Raw genomic sequence first — 14,522 nt, forward strand, 5'->3', positions numbered from 1 at the left:
GGCGGCGGCCCGCTCAGTGGATGGGCTCGTGGACGGTGACGAGCTTGGTGCCGTCCGGGAAGGTGGCCTCGACCTGGACGTCGTGGATCATCTCGGGGATGCCGTCCATGACCTCGTCGCGGGTGAGCACCTTGCGCCCGGAGGCCATCAGTTCGGCGACGGTCCGGCCGTCGCGGGCGCCTTCGAGGATGTGGGAGGTGAGGAGGGCGACGGCCTCGGGGTGGTTGAGCCTCAGACCCCGGGCCCGGCGCTTCTCGGCGACGTCCGCCGCCACATGGATGAGCAGGCGTTCCTGTTCGTGCGGGCTCAGTTGCACTCTTCCACCTCACAGTCGTCGACCGGGACGGCACCCGGACAGCTGCGGACCTTACCGACCGTCAACACTCTGCTGAGCGGTGGAGAAGCGGCGCGCGGCCAGACATTGCACGTTAGGGCGGAAGTTTTTCCGGCTCGTTAACTACGGCTTTGCGTTTACATGATCATCCGACCGGGTCGACGGACATGGACATCAGACCGCGGAGCCCGTCCTCCAGGACGTCCACGGCGACGTCGCCGAAGAGGGCCTGCTGGGCGATGAAGCCCTGCGCGACCGCGATCAGGGTGCGGGCCACGTGGTCGGCGGGGACGTCCGCGCGCAGCAGACCGCTCGCGCGGTAGGCCGTGACGAGGTCCGTCCAGGCGGCCCGCATCCCGTGGTAGCCCTCGGCGAGGGTCTTCGCCAGCTCCTCGTTCCGCAGGGTCTCGGTCCACACCTGGACGATCAGCCGCGCGAAGGCCTGCCGGTCGGCGCCCGCGATCCGCTCCTCCAGGAAGAGCCGGAGCACCGCGCCGAGGAGGACGTCGGGGGTGGGCGGCGGGGTGGCCCTGGACGCCTCCTCGAAGGCGCCCCGGATGCCGGCGAAGGCCTCGGCGGCGATGGCGCCGATGAGCTCGTCCTTGCCGCCGAAGTAGCGGTAGACCGCGCCGGCCGAGAGGCCCACCTCGGTCAGGACGTCCTGCATCGACGTGGCGTGGAAGCCGTTGCGGGCGAAGCAGCGCGCCGCGCCGTCGAGGATCTGGCGCCGTCGGGCGTCGAGGTGTTCCTGGGAGACACGAGCCATGGGACGAACCTAAAACGAATGTTCATTCTTGACAACTTCCGGGGCCCGAAGGAGAGTGGGATTCAGAAAAACGAACGATCCTTCTCTTTGAATCGAGGCCCCATGTCCGCCACCACCACCGCCCCCGCCGGAGGGTCCGGGCGCCGAACCATCGCGGTGATGGCGCTGATCCCGGTCGTCGTGACCCTCGCCCTCTGGGCCTTCGCCTGGCCCGCCGCCCGGACCGCCCCCCGCGACCTGCCGATCGGCGTCGCGGGCCCCGCCACGGCGGTCGCCGCCGTGGAACGGGGACTCACCCGCCACGAGGGGGCCTTCGAGGTCCACCGCTACGCGGACGCCACCGCGGCCCGCGCCGCGATAGCGGACCGCGATGTATACGGAGCGGTGGTCGTGACCCCGGGCGGCACGGAGCTCCTGACCGCCTCGGCGGCGAGCCCCGTGGTGGCCGGACTGCTGCGTGAGGCCGTGACCGCCCAGGCACCCGCGGGCACGACGGTCCGGGTCACGGATGTGGTCGCCGCCCCGGCGGGCGACCCCCGCGGAGCCGTGCTCGCCTCCAGCCTGCTGCCGCTCGCCATGGCGGGGGCCGCGGCGGGCGTGATCACCACCCTCCTCGGACTGCGCGGAGCCCGCGCGGCCGCCGCGCTCACCGGCGCCGCGGCGCTCGCGGGGCTCGTCGCCGCGACCTTCGCCCACACCTGGCTGGGCGCGCTCGAAGGGAACTGGTGGGCCGAGGCGGGAGTCCTGGGCCTGACCGTCCTGGCGATCGGGTCGACGTTCGCGGGGCTCGCCGCGCTCGTCGGCAGGCCGGGCCTCGGGCTCGGGGCGGTCCTGATGATCCTGATCGGCAACCCGTTCTCGGGGGTGTCGAGCGCGCCGGAGCTGCTGCCCCGCGCGGTGGGCGCCATCGGCGGGTGGCTGCCGCCGGGCGCCGGCGGCTCGGCCCTCCGCTCCGTCTCCTCGTTCGACGGCGCGGCGGCGGGCGGGCCGCTCCTCGTCCTCGGCCTCTGGGCGGCGGCGGGTCTCACCGCGATCCTGCTCGGCGGTCGCCGGCTTCGCACGGAGCCGACGACCGAGCCGGCCCCGGTCAAGGTTCCGGCCCCGGTGGGCTGAGCCCGACGCCGGACCGCCCGGGAACGACGGACGGACCCGACCGGGAGGCAGGACCCCCGGGCGGAAGGACGGACCACCCGGCACAGAAGACGGCCGCGTGCCCCCCGCTGTAGCGGACGGGGGCACGCGGCTCTTCCGTTTCCGGGGCGCTCGGGTTCCGCGAAGTCCGGGAGGCGACGGGGGCGCCGAGGTTCCGGAGGGCCCGGGAGTCGCCGGGGACGCTCGCGTTCCGCGGGGTCCTAGGAGGCGCCGGGGTCGCGGTGGTGGGCGGCGATGCCGAAACGGCGCTGTTCGCCCGTGGCGGAGTCGAGCGGATGGAGTCCGGAGACCGAGCTGATCACCTGCTCGTCGGCGGGCTTCTCCGCCGCTTCGAGTTCTTCCAGGTCAGCGGCGGAGACCAGGGCGACCAGCGGTTTCCCGTGGCGGGTGACGACGACGCGCTCACCGCCGTACACGACGCGGTTGATGAGGTCGGCGAGCTCAGCCCGCGCTTGCGTCACCGGGATCTCGTAGGTCATGCTCCCCATCTTACGGGCTGTACGTCCTGTACATTTTTTACAGATGACAGATGGAGGTACCCGCCATGGACGCTCGCTACGTCCTGCCCGAGTTCACCGAGCGGACCAGCTACGGAAGCCGGACCCTCGACCCCTACTCGAAGCTCCTCGAATCCCGGATCGTCTTCCTCGGCACCCCGGTCGACGAGACGTCGGCCAACGACGTCATCGCCCAACTCCTCTACCTGGACCACGCGGCACCGGACCAGGACATCGCGCTCTACCTCAACTCCCCCGGCGGCTCCGTCGACGCGATGACCGCGATCTACGACACGATGCGCTCGCTCCACTGCGACGTGGGGACCACCTGCCTGGGCCAGGCCGCGTCCACCGCCGCCGTCCTGCTCGCCGCCGGCACCCCCGGCAAGCGCATGATGCTGCCCGGCGCCCGCGTCACCCTCCAGCAGCCGTCCATGGACGAGCCGCTCCGGGGACAGCCCAGCGACCTCGACCTCCGGGCGCGCGAACTGCTCCGGCTCCGCTCGCTGGTGGCCCGGCTGCTCGCCGAGGACACGGGCCGGGACCGGGACCGGATCGACGCCGACCTCGACCGCCTCACGGTCCTGGACGCGCCGGCGGCCCGCGCGTACGGCCTGGTGGACCATGTGATCGCCGGCCGCGGCACGGCCGCCGACGGCCCGGCGCGGTGAGCGTGCCGTGGTCCCCGAGCTGCCGCCGCTGCCCGCCCTGACCCGGGCCGAGGGTGAACTCGTCGACGCCTACCTCGAAGTGGTCGACCTCCTTGGGAAGATCAATCCATCCAGGGGTGCGCATACCTATGGCGCCCTGCGCGCGGCCCAGGCCCTGGTGGGGCGTGCCGAGGCACTGCGCGAGGCCCTGACGCTCATGCATGAGCGGGGCGAGAGCGAGGTGCACGCGGACACGCTCGCGCGCGCCCTGCGGGTGCTCGACGGCGAGCGCAGAAGTGGCCGCGTCACCGTCCCGCGAGCCCGGGCGAGTTGACATTCCGGCGCGTCGTGTCCAGGTCCGGACGGCCGACGCGCACCGCAGAATCGCTCCCCCGTTCGGCGTAGTCGACGAGTCGACATATGTGCGGGGTGAGTTGCGCAACAGGTGTACACATCTAGCGGAATCGGGCGTTCCATCGCTGGTGCGGGGCTCGTCGGCCAAACCTCCGAAGATCACAAAGGCTGTCTGTCCACCTGAATGGATCAGTCGTGAGGAGCCTCACATATCGCCGTTTCAGCTCGGATTTCGACCCTGGTGTGGGTCAAGATCCCTGTCGACGACAAGCCCCCGCCACCGCGGCGGGGCGGTCCGGGCGGACGCCGAGTCCTGCCGCTGTCCCGGACGTCTGGTCGACAGGAGTGGATCGGCAGGAGTGGAGGACCCGATTTTTACGGGACGAACGCGCTGTTTCGGCGGCGGGTCCGTTCCTTGGGGTGAAGCCGCGTCAGCGGCCGGGCATCTTCGCCAGCCCGAACCCGACAGGTCATCCTTCGCAGGCGGCTGACGAAGGGTTGCGCATGACTGCGCAGATGCATGTCCCGTCCCTGCTGTCCCGGGCCGGAGCCGTCTCGGCTCTCACCCTCGCCGCCGTCGGCGGCACGCTGTTCGCACCCGGTGCGGCATCGGAGGCCCAGGCAGCGACCACACACGCGAACAAGGCACTGAGCGTCGCCGCGGCAAAGAAGGGAGCTCCGTACCGGTACGGGAGCACCGGACCCTCCAGGTTCGACTGCTCCGGTCTGACGCTCTACGCGTACAAGAAGGCGGGCAAGTCGCTGCCCCGCACCGCGCAGCAGCAGTACAACAAGACCCGGCACATCTCCGCCTCCAGCAGGCAGAAGGGGGACCTGGTCTTCTTCCACTCCGGTGGAAGCGTCTACCACGTGGGCATCTACGCCGGCAGCGGGAAGATCTGGCACTCGCCCAAGAGGGGATCCTGGGTGAAGCTCGACAAGATCTGGTCGTCGAAGGTCTACTACGGCCGCGTCCGCTGATCAGGCGGTAGCGGTCCGTTCGTGAGGGGTGCGGTGGCACCGCCGCACCCCCTCACGCGTCCCCCGGCTAACAGCTGGGGACCGGGGCCGCGCACCACGGGACCGTGATCCAGACCGTCTTGCCGCCGTCCTCGGTCGGCGTGACGGAGAGGCGGCCACCGGCCTCCGCCGCCAGGACACGGATGATGACCATGCCCCGGCCGTTGTCCTGCTGGACCGCCGCCGGAAGGCGTCGCGGCCTGCGGGGGTGGCTGTCGGTGACGCCGATGTGGAGCCGCTCCTCGCGCTCCAGACGGACCTCGACCGTGAACGTGGGCGACTGGCCGAGGGTGTGGAGCACGGCATTGGTGGCCAGTTCGGAGACCACCAGGCGGATCGAGTCCGCGAGGTCCGCGGCGTCGTCGAGGCCCCAGCCGGCCAGGACCTCCGCGACGAACCGCCGGGCCGTGGGGACCGAGGCGGGGTCGCTCGGCAGCGTGACGGATGCTTCCTGGTGATCTGCCATGGCGACGCTGTCCCTTTCCCGCCGGGGCGGCTGCCCCGGATTGCGCTTCGCGTCAGAGTGCCACCGATCGTGCCGCGCCGGGCGGCGTTCCACCAAGATATGTCCCTATCTGTCGCTCGAAGCGGTGAACTCTGCTGCCCGGGAACGCTCTTGGGCCGCACGGGACGATCGAGGGAGCGGGCGGGCCCGCGGGGCGTGCGCGCAGGGGTGGCCGTGCGGGCGGCCGCACAGGGGGCCGCGCGGGCGGACGTGCGGGGCGGTCAGTGACCGCCCCGTTCCCGTCATCCCCGCCGGGCGGCGGGCGCGGTGCGCAGGATCGTCTCCACCGCGTGCTCGATCTGCGCGTCCGTCAGGTCGGCACGCGCCGTCAGACGCAGCCGCGAGATGCCGTCGGGGACGGACGGCGGCCGGAAGCAGCCGACCACCAGACCCTGCTCCCTGCAGTCCGCCGCCCAGCGCAGGGCCGCCTCCGGGGAGGGGGCGCGCACCGAGACGACGGCCGCGTCGGGGCGGGCGGCGGTGAGGCCCGCCTCCGTGAGCAGCCGGTGGAGCGTGGTCGCGACGGTCCGGGCCCGCCCGGCGAGGCCCGGCTCGGCCACGAGCAGGCGCAGGCTCGCGAGCGCGCCGCCCGCGGCGGCCGGCGCGAGGCCGGTGTCGAAGATGAAGGTGCGGGCCGCGTTCACCAGGTGCTCGATCACCCGGGCGGGGCCGAGGACGGCGCCGCCCTGGCTGCCCAGGGACTTGGAGAGGGTCAGGGTGGCGACGACGTCCTCGTCGCCCGCGAGCCCGGCCTCGTGGAGGGCGCCCCGGCCCCCGTCGCCGAGGACGCCGAGGCCGTGGGCGTCGTCGACGACGAGTCCGGCGCCGTGCGCGCGGCAGGCGGCGGCGAGCTCGGGCAGCGGGGCCTTGTCGCCGTCGACGGAGAAGACGGAGTCGCTGACGACGAGGGCCCGCCGTCCGGGGTGCGCGTCGAGGGTCTTGCGCACGGCCTCGGGGTCGGTGTGCGGCACCACGGCGGTCTCGGCGCGCGCGAGGCGGCAGCCGTCGACGATGGAGGCGTGGTTGGAGGCGTCGGAGACGACGAGGGAGTCCCGGCCGCCGAGCGCGGTGAGCGCCGCCAGGTTGGCGGTGTAGCCGGAGGAGAAGACGAGGGCCGCCTCGAAACCGCAGAACTCGGCGAGTTCCCGCTCCAGGCGGGTGTGCAGCCGGGTGGTGCCGGTGACGAGCCGGGAGCCGGTGGAGCCGGCGCCCCAGCGCCTGGCCGCCTCGGCCGCCGCCTCGGTGACCTCCGTGCGGCGGGTGAGGCCGAGGTAGTCGTTGCTCGCCAGGTCGAGGAGCTCGGACTCGGCGGCCCGGGGGCGCAGCGTGCGGACGAGACCGGCGTCGGCCCGGCGGCGTGCCTCGGCGTCGGTCCAGTCGAACGCGGTACGGCGCGGGCCCGCGGCCCGCACGTCGTCGGCCTGTGGCATGCGGCGATCCTTTTGTAGGCAGCGCACAGACCCTAACCGGATGATGCCGAGGTCGGGATGTGGTCATCCACACACCTCCATCGGAGGCGTTTGTTCGGATCCTCCTTGGCCCGGGGGTGCGTGGTAGGCAAGGATCAGCGGTTATGGACCTGCTGAACACGCTCGTGGAGAAGGGGCTGCGGCGCGAGCTGCCGACCCGCGAAGAAGCGCTCGCCGTCCTGGCGACGTCCGACGACGAACTGCTCGATGTGGTGGCGGCGGCCGGCAAGGTGCGCCGTCAGTGGTTCGGGCGCCGGGTGAAGCTCAACTACCTGGTGAACCTGAAGTCGGGGCTGTGCCCCGAGGACTGCTCGTACTGCTCGCAGCGGCTCGGCTCCAAGGCCGAGATCCTCAAGTACACCTGGCTGAAGCCGGACGAGGCCTCCCAGGCCGCCGCGGCGGGTGTCGCGGGCGGGGCCAAGCGGGTCTGTCTGGTGGCGAGCGGCCGCGGTCCGACGGACCGGGACGTCGAGCGGGTCGGCAGGACCATCGAGGCCATCAAGGAGCAGAACGAGGGCGTCGAGGTCTGTGCCTGCCTGGGGCTGCTCTCGGACGGCCAGGCGGAGCGGCTGCGGGACGCCGGCGCCGACGCGTACAACCACAACCTGAACACGTCCGAGGCGACGTACGAGGGGATCACCAAGACCCACACGTACGCCGACCGGGTGGACACCGTGCAGAAGGCGCACGCCGCCGGTCTGTCGGCCTGCTCGGGCCTGATCGCGGGCATGGGCGAGACGGACGAGGACCTCGTCGACGTCGTCTACGCGCTGCGCGAGCTGGACTCCGACTCGGTGCCGGTCAACTTCCTCATCCCCTTCGAGGGGACGCCGCTCGCCAAGGAGTGGAACCTCACCCCGCAGCGCTGCCTGCGGATCCTGGCGATGGTGCGGTTCGTCTGCCCCGACGTCGAGGTCCGGATCGCCGGCGGCCGCGAGGTGCACCTGCGGTCGATGCAGCCGCTGGCGCTGAACATCGCGAACTCGATCTTCCTCGGCGACTACCTGACCAGCGAGGGCCAGGCCGGTCAGGCCGACCTGGACATGATCGCGGACGCGGGCTTCGAGGTGGAGGGCGCGGGCACGACCACGCTGCCGAAGCACCGCGCGGACGCGCTCGCCGCGGCCGGTGCGACGGGCGGCTGCGGCTCCGGTGCGACGGCGGGCTGCGGCTCGCACGGGTCGGACGAGGGCGCGGGCTGCGGTTCGCACGCGGAGGCCGGCGGGGGCTGCGGTCCCTGCGGCGGTCACGCGGTGCCCGCGCCGGCCGAGGCCCCGGAGGCCGAAGCCGGACCGAACCAGGCGCGTACGGACCTGGTCGCGGTGCGACGCCGGGGCGCCGGTACGGACCTGGCCCCCAACGCGTGACGGCCGTGCGCACCGACGAACTCATCGCCCTGGACCGGGCCCACGTCTGGCACCCGTACGGCCCCATGCCGGGCCGTACGGACCCGCTGGTCGTGGAGTCCGCCTCCGGTGTACGGCTCCGGCTCGCCGAACCCTCCGAGGGACAGGGTGAGTTGATCGACGGCATGTCCTCCTGGTGGTCGGCGGTCCACGGCTACAACCACCCGGTGCTCAACGAGGCGGTCCGCGATCAGCTGGGCCGGATGAGCCACGTCATGTTCGGCGGGCTCACCCACGAGCCCGCCGTGCGGCTCGCCGCCCGGCTCGTCGAGATCACCCCCGAGCCGCTCCGACACGTCTTCCTGAGCGACTCGGGCTCCGTCTCCGTCGAGGTCGCGGTCAAGATGTGCCTGCAGTACTGGCGCTCGCTCGGCCGCCCCGGGAAGCAGCGGATGTTCACCTGGCGCGGCGGGTACCACGGAGACACCTGGCAGCCGATGTCGGTGTGCGACCCGGACGGCGGGATGCACGAGCTGTGGGCGGGGGTGCTCCAGCCGCAGGTCTTCGTGGACGCCCCGCCGGCCACGTACGAGGAGTCCTACGCGGAGCTGCTGCGGAGCTCGATCGCGGAGCACGCGCACGAACTGGCCGCGGTGATCGTGGAGCCGGTGGTGCAGGGCGCGGGCGGCATGCGCTTCCACGCCCCGGAGTACCTGCGGGTGCTGCGCGAGGCCTGCGACGCGCACGACGTGCTGCTCGTGTTCGACGAGATCGCCACCGGATTCGGCCGTACGGGCACGCTGTTCGCCGCCGACCAGGCGGGCGTCTCCCCCGATGTGATGTGCCTGGGCAAGGCGCTGACGGGCGGCTACCTGTCGATGGCGGCGACGCTCTGCACGAGCCGGGTCGCCGACGGGATCTCGCGGGGCGAGGTCCCGGTGCTCGCGCACGGGCCGACCTTCATGGGCAACCCGCTGGCGTCGGCGGTGGCCTGCGCCTCGATCGACCTGCTGCTCTCGCAGGACTGGCAGGTCGAGGTCAAGCGGATCGAGGCGGGACTGCGGGAGGGTCTCGCCCCCGCCGCCGAACTGCCCGGCGTCCGCGAGGTGCGGGTGCTCGGCGCGATCGGTGTCGTCCAGCTCGACCACCCGGTCGACATGGCGGCGGCGACACGGGCCGCCGTCCGGGAGGGCGTGTGGGTACGCCCGTTCCGCGACCTCATCTACACGATGCCGCCGTACGTGACGGGCGACGAGGACCTGGCCCGGATCTGCGCCGCGGTACGCGCGGCGGCGGCCGCGGGCTGACCGGAAGAGCGAGGACAGCAGTGGGAATCATCGTCGTCAGCGGTACGGGCACGGAGATCGGCAAGACGGTCGTGACCGCGGCGGTGGCCGCCGTGGCCACGGCCGCGGGCCGGTCGGTCGCCGTGCTGAAGCCGGCGCAGACGGGTGTCGGCCCCGAGGAGCGCGGGGACGCGGACGAGGTCGTCCGGCTCTCGGGCGCGGCGGGCTCCGCCGAACTCGGCCGATTCCCGGAGCCGCTGGCCCCGGGCACGGCGGCCCGGCGGGCCGGGCTCGCCCCGGTCGGCCCCGGCGAGGTCGCCGAGGCGGCCAGGAAGCTGGCCGCCGCGTACGACCTGGTCCTCGTGGAGGGAGCGGGCGGGCTGCTCGTCCGCTTCGACGAGGAGGGCGGCACGCTCGCGGACGCGGCGGCGCTGCTCGGCGCGCCGGTCCTGGTGGTCGTCCCGGCCGGTCTGGGGACGCTCAACTCGACGACCCTGACGGCGGAGGCGCTGCGGGCGCGCGGGATCGAGCAGCTCGGTGTGGTGGTCGGCAGCTGGCCGGACGCGCCGGACCTGGCGATGCGCTGCAACCTGGCGGACCTGCCGGAGGCGGCGGGCGCGCCGCTCCTCGGGGCCGTACCGGAGGGGTCGGGGGCGCTGGACCCGGCGGAGTTCCGGGCGGCGGCGGGCGGCTGGCTGGGCCCGGCCCTGGGCGGCGACTGGGACGCGGAGGCGTTCGAGGAGCGGTACGCGGAGCGGTACGTCGCGCCTGCCGCGGCCGGCGTCACGGAGTAGGCCGGGCCCGTCACGGAGTGGGCCGCGCCCGTCGCGGACAGGGGCTCGCCCCTTCCGGACGGGGGCACGGACCGGGCCGCGGCTCTCACGGACGCGGCCACGGACGGGTCCGTCGAGCGGACTTCGGGGGCGGCGACTCCGTAGGCTGGGGGCATGCGCGCTCACGTTCAGGAGATCGTCCTCGACTGTGCCGATCCGGCCGCACTCGTCCGCTTCTGGGCCGGGCTCCTCGGGGGTACGCCGGTCGACCGGAGCGGTGACTGGTCGTACGTCGACCCGCCGGAGTTCGTCCGTATCGCCTTCCAGCGGGTGCCGGAGGGCAAGACGGTGAAGAACCGGGTCCACCTCGATCTGGCTGTGGCCGATCCGGACGCGGCCGCCGTGGAGGCGGTCGGTTCGGGCGCGGCCCGGGTCGGTGACGTGGTGACCGACGAGCAGGGCTCCTTCCAGGTCATGCGGGACCCGGAGGGCAACGAGTTCTGCTTCGTGACGGGGTGAGGTGGAGCACGATGACACCTTCGCGCCCGGGACGGCCGGAGCCCTCCTCGCCCCGTGTCCACCATCCGCTGTTCGCCCGCTTCTACGCCCGGTTCAGCGTGTCCGCCGACACCAGAGGCGGTCTCGGCGAGCTGCGCGAGGAGCTGCTCGCCGGGCTCTCCGGCCGGGTGCTGGAGATCGGGGCCGGGAACGGTCTGAACTTCTCGCACTACCCGGCCGGGGTCACCGAGGTGGTCGCCCTCGAACCCGAGGCCCGGCTGCGCCGGCTCGCCCGGGAGGCCGCCCCGGGAGCTCCCGTGCCGGTGGCCGTGCTGCCGGACACGGCCGAGGCGCTGCCGCTGGAGGACGCCTCCTTCGACGCGGCGGTGGCCTCGCTCGTGCTCTGTACGGTACGGAACCCGTCGCAGGCCCTCGCCGAGCTGCACCGCGTGCTGCGCCCCGGCGGCGAGCTGCGGTTCTTCGAGCACGGCCTGGCGCGGACCCCCGGTCTCGCGCGCGTGCAGCGGGGTCTCGACCGGACGGTGTGGCCGTTGCTCTTCGGCGGCTGCCACACCTCCCGCGCGCCGCTCGCGGCGATCGAGGCGGCCGGGTTCACCCTCGGCCCGTACCGCTCCTTCGACATCCCCGAGAAGGGGCCCCGGCTGCCGTCCTCCCCGTGTGTGCTGGGTGTGGCGCGGCGGTAGCCCGCGGCGGGCGGGGCGTCCGTTCCGGCACCTGGAACTCCATGGCACCGGCTCGGTCCCTCGTGATGGGATTCCGGCCATGACCGAGCTACGGATACGCGCCGCCTCCCCCGACGAGGCCGAGGCCGTTCTGGCCTTCTGGAAGGAGTCCGCCCAGGGGACGTCCGTCTCGGACGACGTGCACGGGGTGACCCGGCTCATCACACGTGACCCCGAGGCGCTCCTGCTCGCCGTCGCCGACGGTCTGATCGTGGGGTCCGTGATCGCGGGCTGGGACGGCTGGCGCGCCTGCCTCTACCGGCTCGCGGTCCTCCCCTCGTACCGGCGCCGGGGCATCTCGACCGCGCTCCTGCGGGCGGCCGAGGAACGGTTCGCCGCCCTCGGCGGGCGGCGGGCGGACGCGATGGTCCTGGAGGCGAACGAGAGCGGGCGGCGGCTGTGGACGGCCGCCGGGTACGAGCGCGAGGAGCGCTGGCGCCGGTGGGTGAAGCCGCTCACGGATTGATCCCCCATCACCGGGTACAACGGTCTCGGGGTGCTCCCCGGCGCCGGGTCCGACCGTCCCGGGGTTCCCCCACCGCGGGGTCCGACCGTCCCGGGGCGATCACCCGCCTCGGGGCAGAGCACCTCCGGGGCCGAGCAACACCCCGCTTTGCCCATCCTTTACCATGGTTCTCCATTCCGACGACCGAAAGGTGTGAGCGTCCGCCCATGGGCGAGCCTCCCAGTAGCACTGGTTCCAAGCGAGCGATCCTCTTCTCCCTGACTGATCATGGGACGGAGGTGAACCGATGACCGAAGTGCTTCTGCTCCTCCTGGCGCTCCTCCTCGCCGTGGCGTGCGGCGCCTTCGTCGCGGCCGAGTTCTCGCTGACCACGGTCGAGCGCGGCGAGCTCGAAGCCGCCGCGGACCGAGGCGAGCGCGGCGCGGCGGGAGCGCTCAAGGCGGTCAGGTCGCTGACCTTCCAGCTCTCCGGCGCGCAGCTCGGCATCACCGTCACCAACCTGGTCGTCGGCATGCTCTCCGAGCCGTCGATCGCCAAGCTGATCCGGGGCCCCCTGGAGGACCTCGGCATCTCCTCCTCGGTCGCCTCGTCGGTGGCCCTCGTCCTCGGCACCGCCCTGTCGACCGTCGTCCTGATGGTGGTCGGCGAGCTGGTCCCCAAGAACTGGGCGATCTCCTCGCCCCTCGCGGTCGCGAAGGTGGTCGCCACCCCGCAGCGGGTGTTCACCGCCGCCTTCAAGCCGCTGATCAGCCACCTCAACAACACCGCCAACCGGATCCTGCGCCGCCTCGGCATGGAGCCGACCGAGGAGCTCGCCTCCGCGCGCTCCCCGCAGGAACTGGTGGCGCTCGCCCGGCACTCCGCCAAGGAGGGCGCCCTGGAGGCGGACACGGCCGAGCTGTTCGTCCGTACCCTCAACCTGGCCGAGCTGACCGCGGAGAACGTGATGACGCCCCGCGTGCAGGTCACGGCCCTGGAGGTGCAGGCCACGGCCGAGGACGTCGCCAACGCGACCCGGGCGACCGGCCTGTCCCGCTTCCCCGTCTACCGGGGCAGCCTCGACGCGGTCGTCGGCATCGCCCACATCAAGGACGTCCTGGCCATACCGGCCCAGGAGCGGCCCCAACGACGGATCGCCGATCTGATGCGCGAGCCGCTGCTCGTCCCCGAGACGCTGACCGTGGACCGGCTCCTGGACCGGCTGTCCGGGAAGCAGACGATGGCCGTCGTCATCGACGAGTACGGCGGTACGGCCGGGGTCGCGACCCTGGAGGACATCGTCGAGGAGGTCGTCGGCGAGGTGCGCGACGAGCACGACCCGCACGAGACGCCGGACCTGGCGCGGGCGGGCGAGGACGCGGACGGGCGTGAGCTCTGGTCCGCAGACGGCGCGGCCCGTACCGACCAGGTGGAGGCGATCGGCCTGCGCGTGCCGGACGGACCGTACGAGACGCTGGCCGGGTTCGTCGCCCACGAGCTGGGCCGCATCCCGGCCGTCGGCGACAGCGTGGAGCCGGCCGGCTGGCGCCTGGACGTCGTGGACGCCTCGGGCCGCCGCGCCGCGCGCGTGCTGATGCACGCCCCCGTCGCCCAGCACGCGGAGCACGAGACCGGGGAGGCCGGCCGATGATCGCCGTCCAGTTGCTGATCGGTTTCCTCACCCTGGTCGTGAACGCCTTCTTCGTCGGCGCCGAGTTCGCCCTGATCTCGGTCCGCCGGAGCCAGATCGAGCCGCTGGCCGAGTCCGGCGACCGCCGGGCGCGCAGCGTCATATGGGGTCTGGAGCACGTCTCCGCGCTCCTCGCCGCGGCCCAGCTCGGCATCACGCTCTGCACCCTGGTGCTCGGCATCGTCGCCGAGCCCGCGATCGCGCACCTCCTGGAGCCGGTCTTCGACGCGGTGGGCGTGCCGCACGGCCTGGTCCACCCGATCTCGTTCGTGATCGCGCTGTCCGTCGCCACGTACCTGCACATGCTCCTCGGCGAGATGGTGCCGAAGAACATCGCACTCGCCGAGCCGACGCGCACCGCGCTGCTGCTCGGTCCGCCCCTGGTGACGATCGCGCGGACGCTGCGGCCGGTGATCTTCACGATCAACGCCTTCGCCAACACCCTGCTCAAGCTGTTGCGGGTGGAGGTCAAGGACGAGGTCGCGGCGACCTTCTCGGACGACGAGCTGGCCCGCATGGTCACCGACGCCGGCGACGCCGGCCTCCTGGACGACCGGGCCGCCGAGCGGCTGCACGACGCCCTGGAACTGGGCCGGCGTCCCGTACGGGATGTCGTCATGCCGGTGGAGAAGGTGGTGTACGCGCAGGTCGGCACCACTCCCGAGGAGCTGGAGGCGCTGGCGGCGCGGACCGGTTACTCGCGTTTCCCGGTGGTCGACGAGGAGCGGCGGATCCTGGGCTACCTGCACGTCAAGGACGCCCTGGACGTCTTCCCGCGCGATCTGCCGTTCCCGGTGTCGTCGCTGCGGCCGATCGCCCGGGTCCGGGCGGCCGCCCCGCTGGACGACGTCCTGACGGCGATGCGCCGCAGCCGGACGCATCTGGCGGCGGTCCTCGACGAGGACGACAGGCCGAGCGGGCTCGTGACGATGGAGGACGTGCTGCGGGAACTGGTGGGGCGCCCGGCGGCGCCGTAGCGACCGCGCACGGAACA

General features: G+C 73.0%; 17 protein-coding genes and 1 riboswitch. Of the genes, 12 read left to right on the top strand and 5 right to left on the bottom strand.

What is annotated here, in order from left to right; all coding sequences use genetic code 11:
* Positions 1 to 13 precede the first annotated feature (13 nt).
* On the bottom strand, positions 14 to 316 hold the full coding sequence (locus ABT129_RS07785; protein ID WP_351897893.1) for an urease subunit gamma: 303 nt from the start codon (positions 314 to 316) through the stop codon (positions 14 to 16).
* Between the two features lie 163 nt (positions 317 to 479).
* Entirely contained in the window at positions 480 to 1,100 is a 621-nt protein-coding gene (locus tag ABT129_RS07790; protein ID WP_351897895.1) for a TetR/AcrR family transcriptional regulator, read from the bottom strand.
* A 102-nt stretch (positions 1,101 to 1,202) separates the two neighbouring features.
* On the opposite strand from ABT129_RS07790, the gene ABT129_RS07795 reads away from it, so the two are divergent.
* Positions 1,203 to 2,213 carry an ABC transporter permease gene (locus ABT129_RS07795; RefSeq protein ID WP_351897897.1) on the top strand — a complete coding sequence of 337 codons (1,011 nt, stop codon included), beginning with the start codon at positions 1,203 to 1,205 and terminating at the stop codon, positions 2,211 to 2,213.
* Between the two features lie 239 nt (positions 2,214 to 2,452).
* On the opposite strand, the gene ABT129_RS07800 is transcribed toward ABT129_RS07795, so the two are convergent.
* Positions 2,453 to 2,731: a type II toxin-antitoxin system Phd/YefM family antitoxin gene (locus ABT129_RS07800; RefSeq protein ID WP_351897900.1), complete on the bottom strand. Its 279-nt coding sequence runs from the start codon at positions 2,729 to 2,731 to the stop codon at positions 2,453 to 2,455.
* 65 nt (positions 2,732 to 2,796) lie between these two features.
* On the opposite strand from ABT129_RS07800, the gene ABT129_RS07805 reads away from it, so the two are divergent.
* From ABT129_RS07805 to ABT129_RS07815, 3 genes are all read left to right on the top strand, one after another.
* Positions 2,797 to 3,420: a ClpP family protease gene (locus tag ABT129_RS07805; protein ID WP_351897903.1), complete on the top strand. Its 624-nt coding sequence runs from the start codon at positions 2,797 to 2,799 to the stop codon at positions 3,418 to 3,420.
* Positions 3,421 to 3,427: 7 nt separating this feature from the next.
* A complete protein-coding gene (locus ABT129_RS07810; protein WP_351897906.1) occupies positions 3,428 to 3,733 on the top strand; it encodes a hypothetical protein in 306 nt (101 codons plus the stop codon).
* Between the two features lie 390 nt (positions 3,734 to 4,123).
* Positions 4,124 to 4,254: riboswitch (cyclic di-AMP (ydaO/yuaA leader) on the top strand.
* Between the two features lie 3 nt (positions 4,255 to 4,257).
* Positions 4,258 to 4,734 (top strand): C40 family peptidase, encoded by a 477-nt coding sequence (locus ABT129_RS07815; RefSeq protein WP_351897909.1) that lies wholly within the window; start codon positions 4,258 to 4,260, stop codon positions 4,732 to 4,734.
* Positions 4,735 to 4,801: 67 nt separating this feature from the next.
* Here ABT129_RS07815 and ABT129_RS07820 read toward each other — a convergent pair whose 3' ends face one another.
* A complete protein-coding gene (locus ABT129_RS07820) occupies positions 4,802 to 5,239 on the bottom strand; it encodes an ATP-binding protein (RefSeq protein ID WP_351897912.1) in 438 nt (145 codons plus the stop codon).
* A gap of 281 nt (positions 5,240 to 5,520) precedes the next feature.
* Positions 5,521 to 6,708, bottom strand: a complete 1,188-nt coding sequence (locus ABT129_RS07825) for an 8-amino-7-oxononanoate synthase (protein WP_351897915.1) — start codon at positions 6,706 to 6,708, stop codon at positions 5,521 to 5,523.
* A gap of 143 nt (positions 6,709 to 6,851) precedes the next feature.
* Between ABT129_RS07825 and bioB the strand changes: the two genes are divergently transcribed.
* From bioB to ABT129_RS07865, 8 genes are all read left to right on the top strand, one after another.
* On the top strand, positions 6,852 to 8,114 hold the full coding sequence (gene bioB, locus ABT129_RS07830; protein ID WP_351897918.1) for a biotin synthase BioB: 1,263 nt from the start codon (positions 6,852 to 6,854) through the stop codon (positions 8,112 to 8,114).
* Positions 8,115 to 8,119: 5 nt separating this feature from the next.
* Positions 8,120 to 9,400: an adenosylmethionine--8-amino-7-oxononanoate transaminase gene (locus ABT129_RS07835; protein ID WP_351897920.1), complete on the top strand. Its 1,281-nt coding sequence runs from the start codon at positions 8,120 to 8,122 to the stop codon at positions 9,398 to 9,400.
* 20 nt (positions 9,401 to 9,420) lie between these two features.
* Positions 9,421 to 10,173, top strand: coding sequence for a dethiobiotin synthase (gene bioD / locus ABT129_RS07840; protein WP_351897923.1), 753 nt, complete (start codon positions 9,421 to 9,423; stop codon positions 10,171 to 10,173).
* A gap of 153 nt (positions 10,174 to 10,326) precedes the next feature.
* Entirely contained in the window at positions 10,327 to 10,671 is a 345-nt protein-coding gene (locus ABT129_RS07845) for a VOC family protein (protein WP_351897925.1), read from the top strand.
* Between the two features lie 11 nt (positions 10,672 to 10,682).
* Positions 10,683 to 11,354, top strand: coding sequence for a class I SAM-dependent methyltransferase (locus ABT129_RS07850; protein ID WP_351897928.1), 672 nt, complete (start codon positions 10,683 to 10,685; stop codon positions 11,352 to 11,354).
* A 79-nt stretch (positions 11,355 to 11,433) separates the two neighbouring features.
* Positions 11,434 to 11,859, top strand: a complete 426-nt coding sequence (locus ABT129_RS07855; protein ID WP_351897930.1) for a GNAT family N-acetyltransferase — start codon at positions 11,434 to 11,436, stop codon at positions 11,857 to 11,859.
* Positions 11,860 to 12,145: 286 nt separating this feature from the next.
* Positions 12,146 to 13,489 carry a hemolysin family protein gene (locus ABT129_RS07860; protein ID WP_351897932.1) on the top strand — a complete coding sequence of 448 codons (1,344 nt, stop codon included), beginning with the start codon at positions 12,146 to 12,148 and terminating at the stop codon, positions 13,487 to 13,489.
* On the top strand, positions 13,486 to 14,505 hold the full coding sequence (locus tag ABT129_RS07865; protein WP_351897934.1) for a hemolysin family protein: 1,020 nt from the start codon (positions 13,486 to 13,488) through the stop codon (positions 14,503 to 14,505). The genes ABT129_RS07860 and ABT129_RS07865 overlap by 4 nt, the downstream gene beginning before the upstream one ends.
* The last annotated feature ends 17 nt before the right edge of the window (positions 14,506 to 14,522 follow it).

This window comes from Streptomyces sp. NPDC002057, assembly GCF_040296665.1.
Lineage (GTDB): Bacteria > Actinomycetota > Actinomycetes > Streptomycetales > Streptomycetaceae > Streptomyces.

Excerpts from the sequence above, each read along its gene's own strand:
- ABT129_RS07790 (WP_351897895.1), bottom strand. The coding sequence starts at position 1,100 with ATGGCTCGTGTCTCCCAGGAACACCTCGACGCCCGACGGCGCCAGATC.
- ABT129_RS07795 (WP_351897897.1), top strand. The coding sequence starts at position 1,203 with ATGTCCGCCACCACCACCGCCCCCGCCGGAGGGTCCGGGCGCCGAACC.
- ABT129_RS07800 (WP_351897900.1), bottom strand. The coding sequence starts at position 2,731 with ATGACCTACGAGATCCCGGTGACGCAAGCGCGGGCTGAGCTCGCCGAC.
- ABT129_RS07805 (WP_351897903.1), top strand. The coding sequence starts at position 2,797 with ATGGACGCTCGCTACGTCCTGCCCGAGTTCACCGAGCGGACCAGCTAC.
- ABT129_RS07815 (WP_351897909.1), top strand. The coding sequence starts at position 4,258 with ATGACTGCGCAGATGCATGTCCCGTCCCTGCTGTCCCGGGCCGGAGCC.
- ABT129_RS07820 (WP_351897912.1), bottom strand. The coding sequence starts at position 5,239 with ATGGCAGATCACCAGGAAGCATCCGTCACGCTGCCGAGCGACCCCGCC.
- ABT129_RS07825 (WP_351897915.1), bottom strand. The coding sequence starts at position 6,708 with ATGCCACAGGCCGACGACGTGCGGGCCGCGGGCCCGCGCCGTACCGCG.
- bioB (WP_351897918.1), top strand. The coding sequence starts at position 6,852 with ATGGACCTGCTGAACACGCTCGTGGAGAAGGGGCTGCGGCGCGAGCTG.
- ABT129_RS07845 (WP_351897925.1), top strand. The coding sequence starts at position 10,327 with ATGCGCGCTCACGTTCAGGAGATCGTCCTCGACTGTGCCGATCCGGCC.
- ABT129_RS07850 (WP_351897928.1), top strand. The coding sequence starts at position 10,683 with ATGACACCTTCGCGCCCGGGACGGCCGGAGCCCTCCTCGCCCCGTGTC.
- ABT129_RS07855 (WP_351897930.1), top strand. The coding sequence starts at position 11,434 with ATGACCGAGCTACGGATACGCGCCGCCTCCCCCGACGAGGCCGAGGCC.
- ABT129_RS07860 (WP_351897932.1), top strand. The coding sequence starts at position 12,146 with ATGACCGAAGTGCTTCTGCTCCTCCTGGCGCTCCTCCTCGCCGTGGCG.
- ABT129_RS07865 (WP_351897934.1), top strand. The coding sequence starts at position 13,486 with ATGATCGCCGTCCAGTTGCTGATCGGTTTCCTCACCCTGGTCGTGAAC.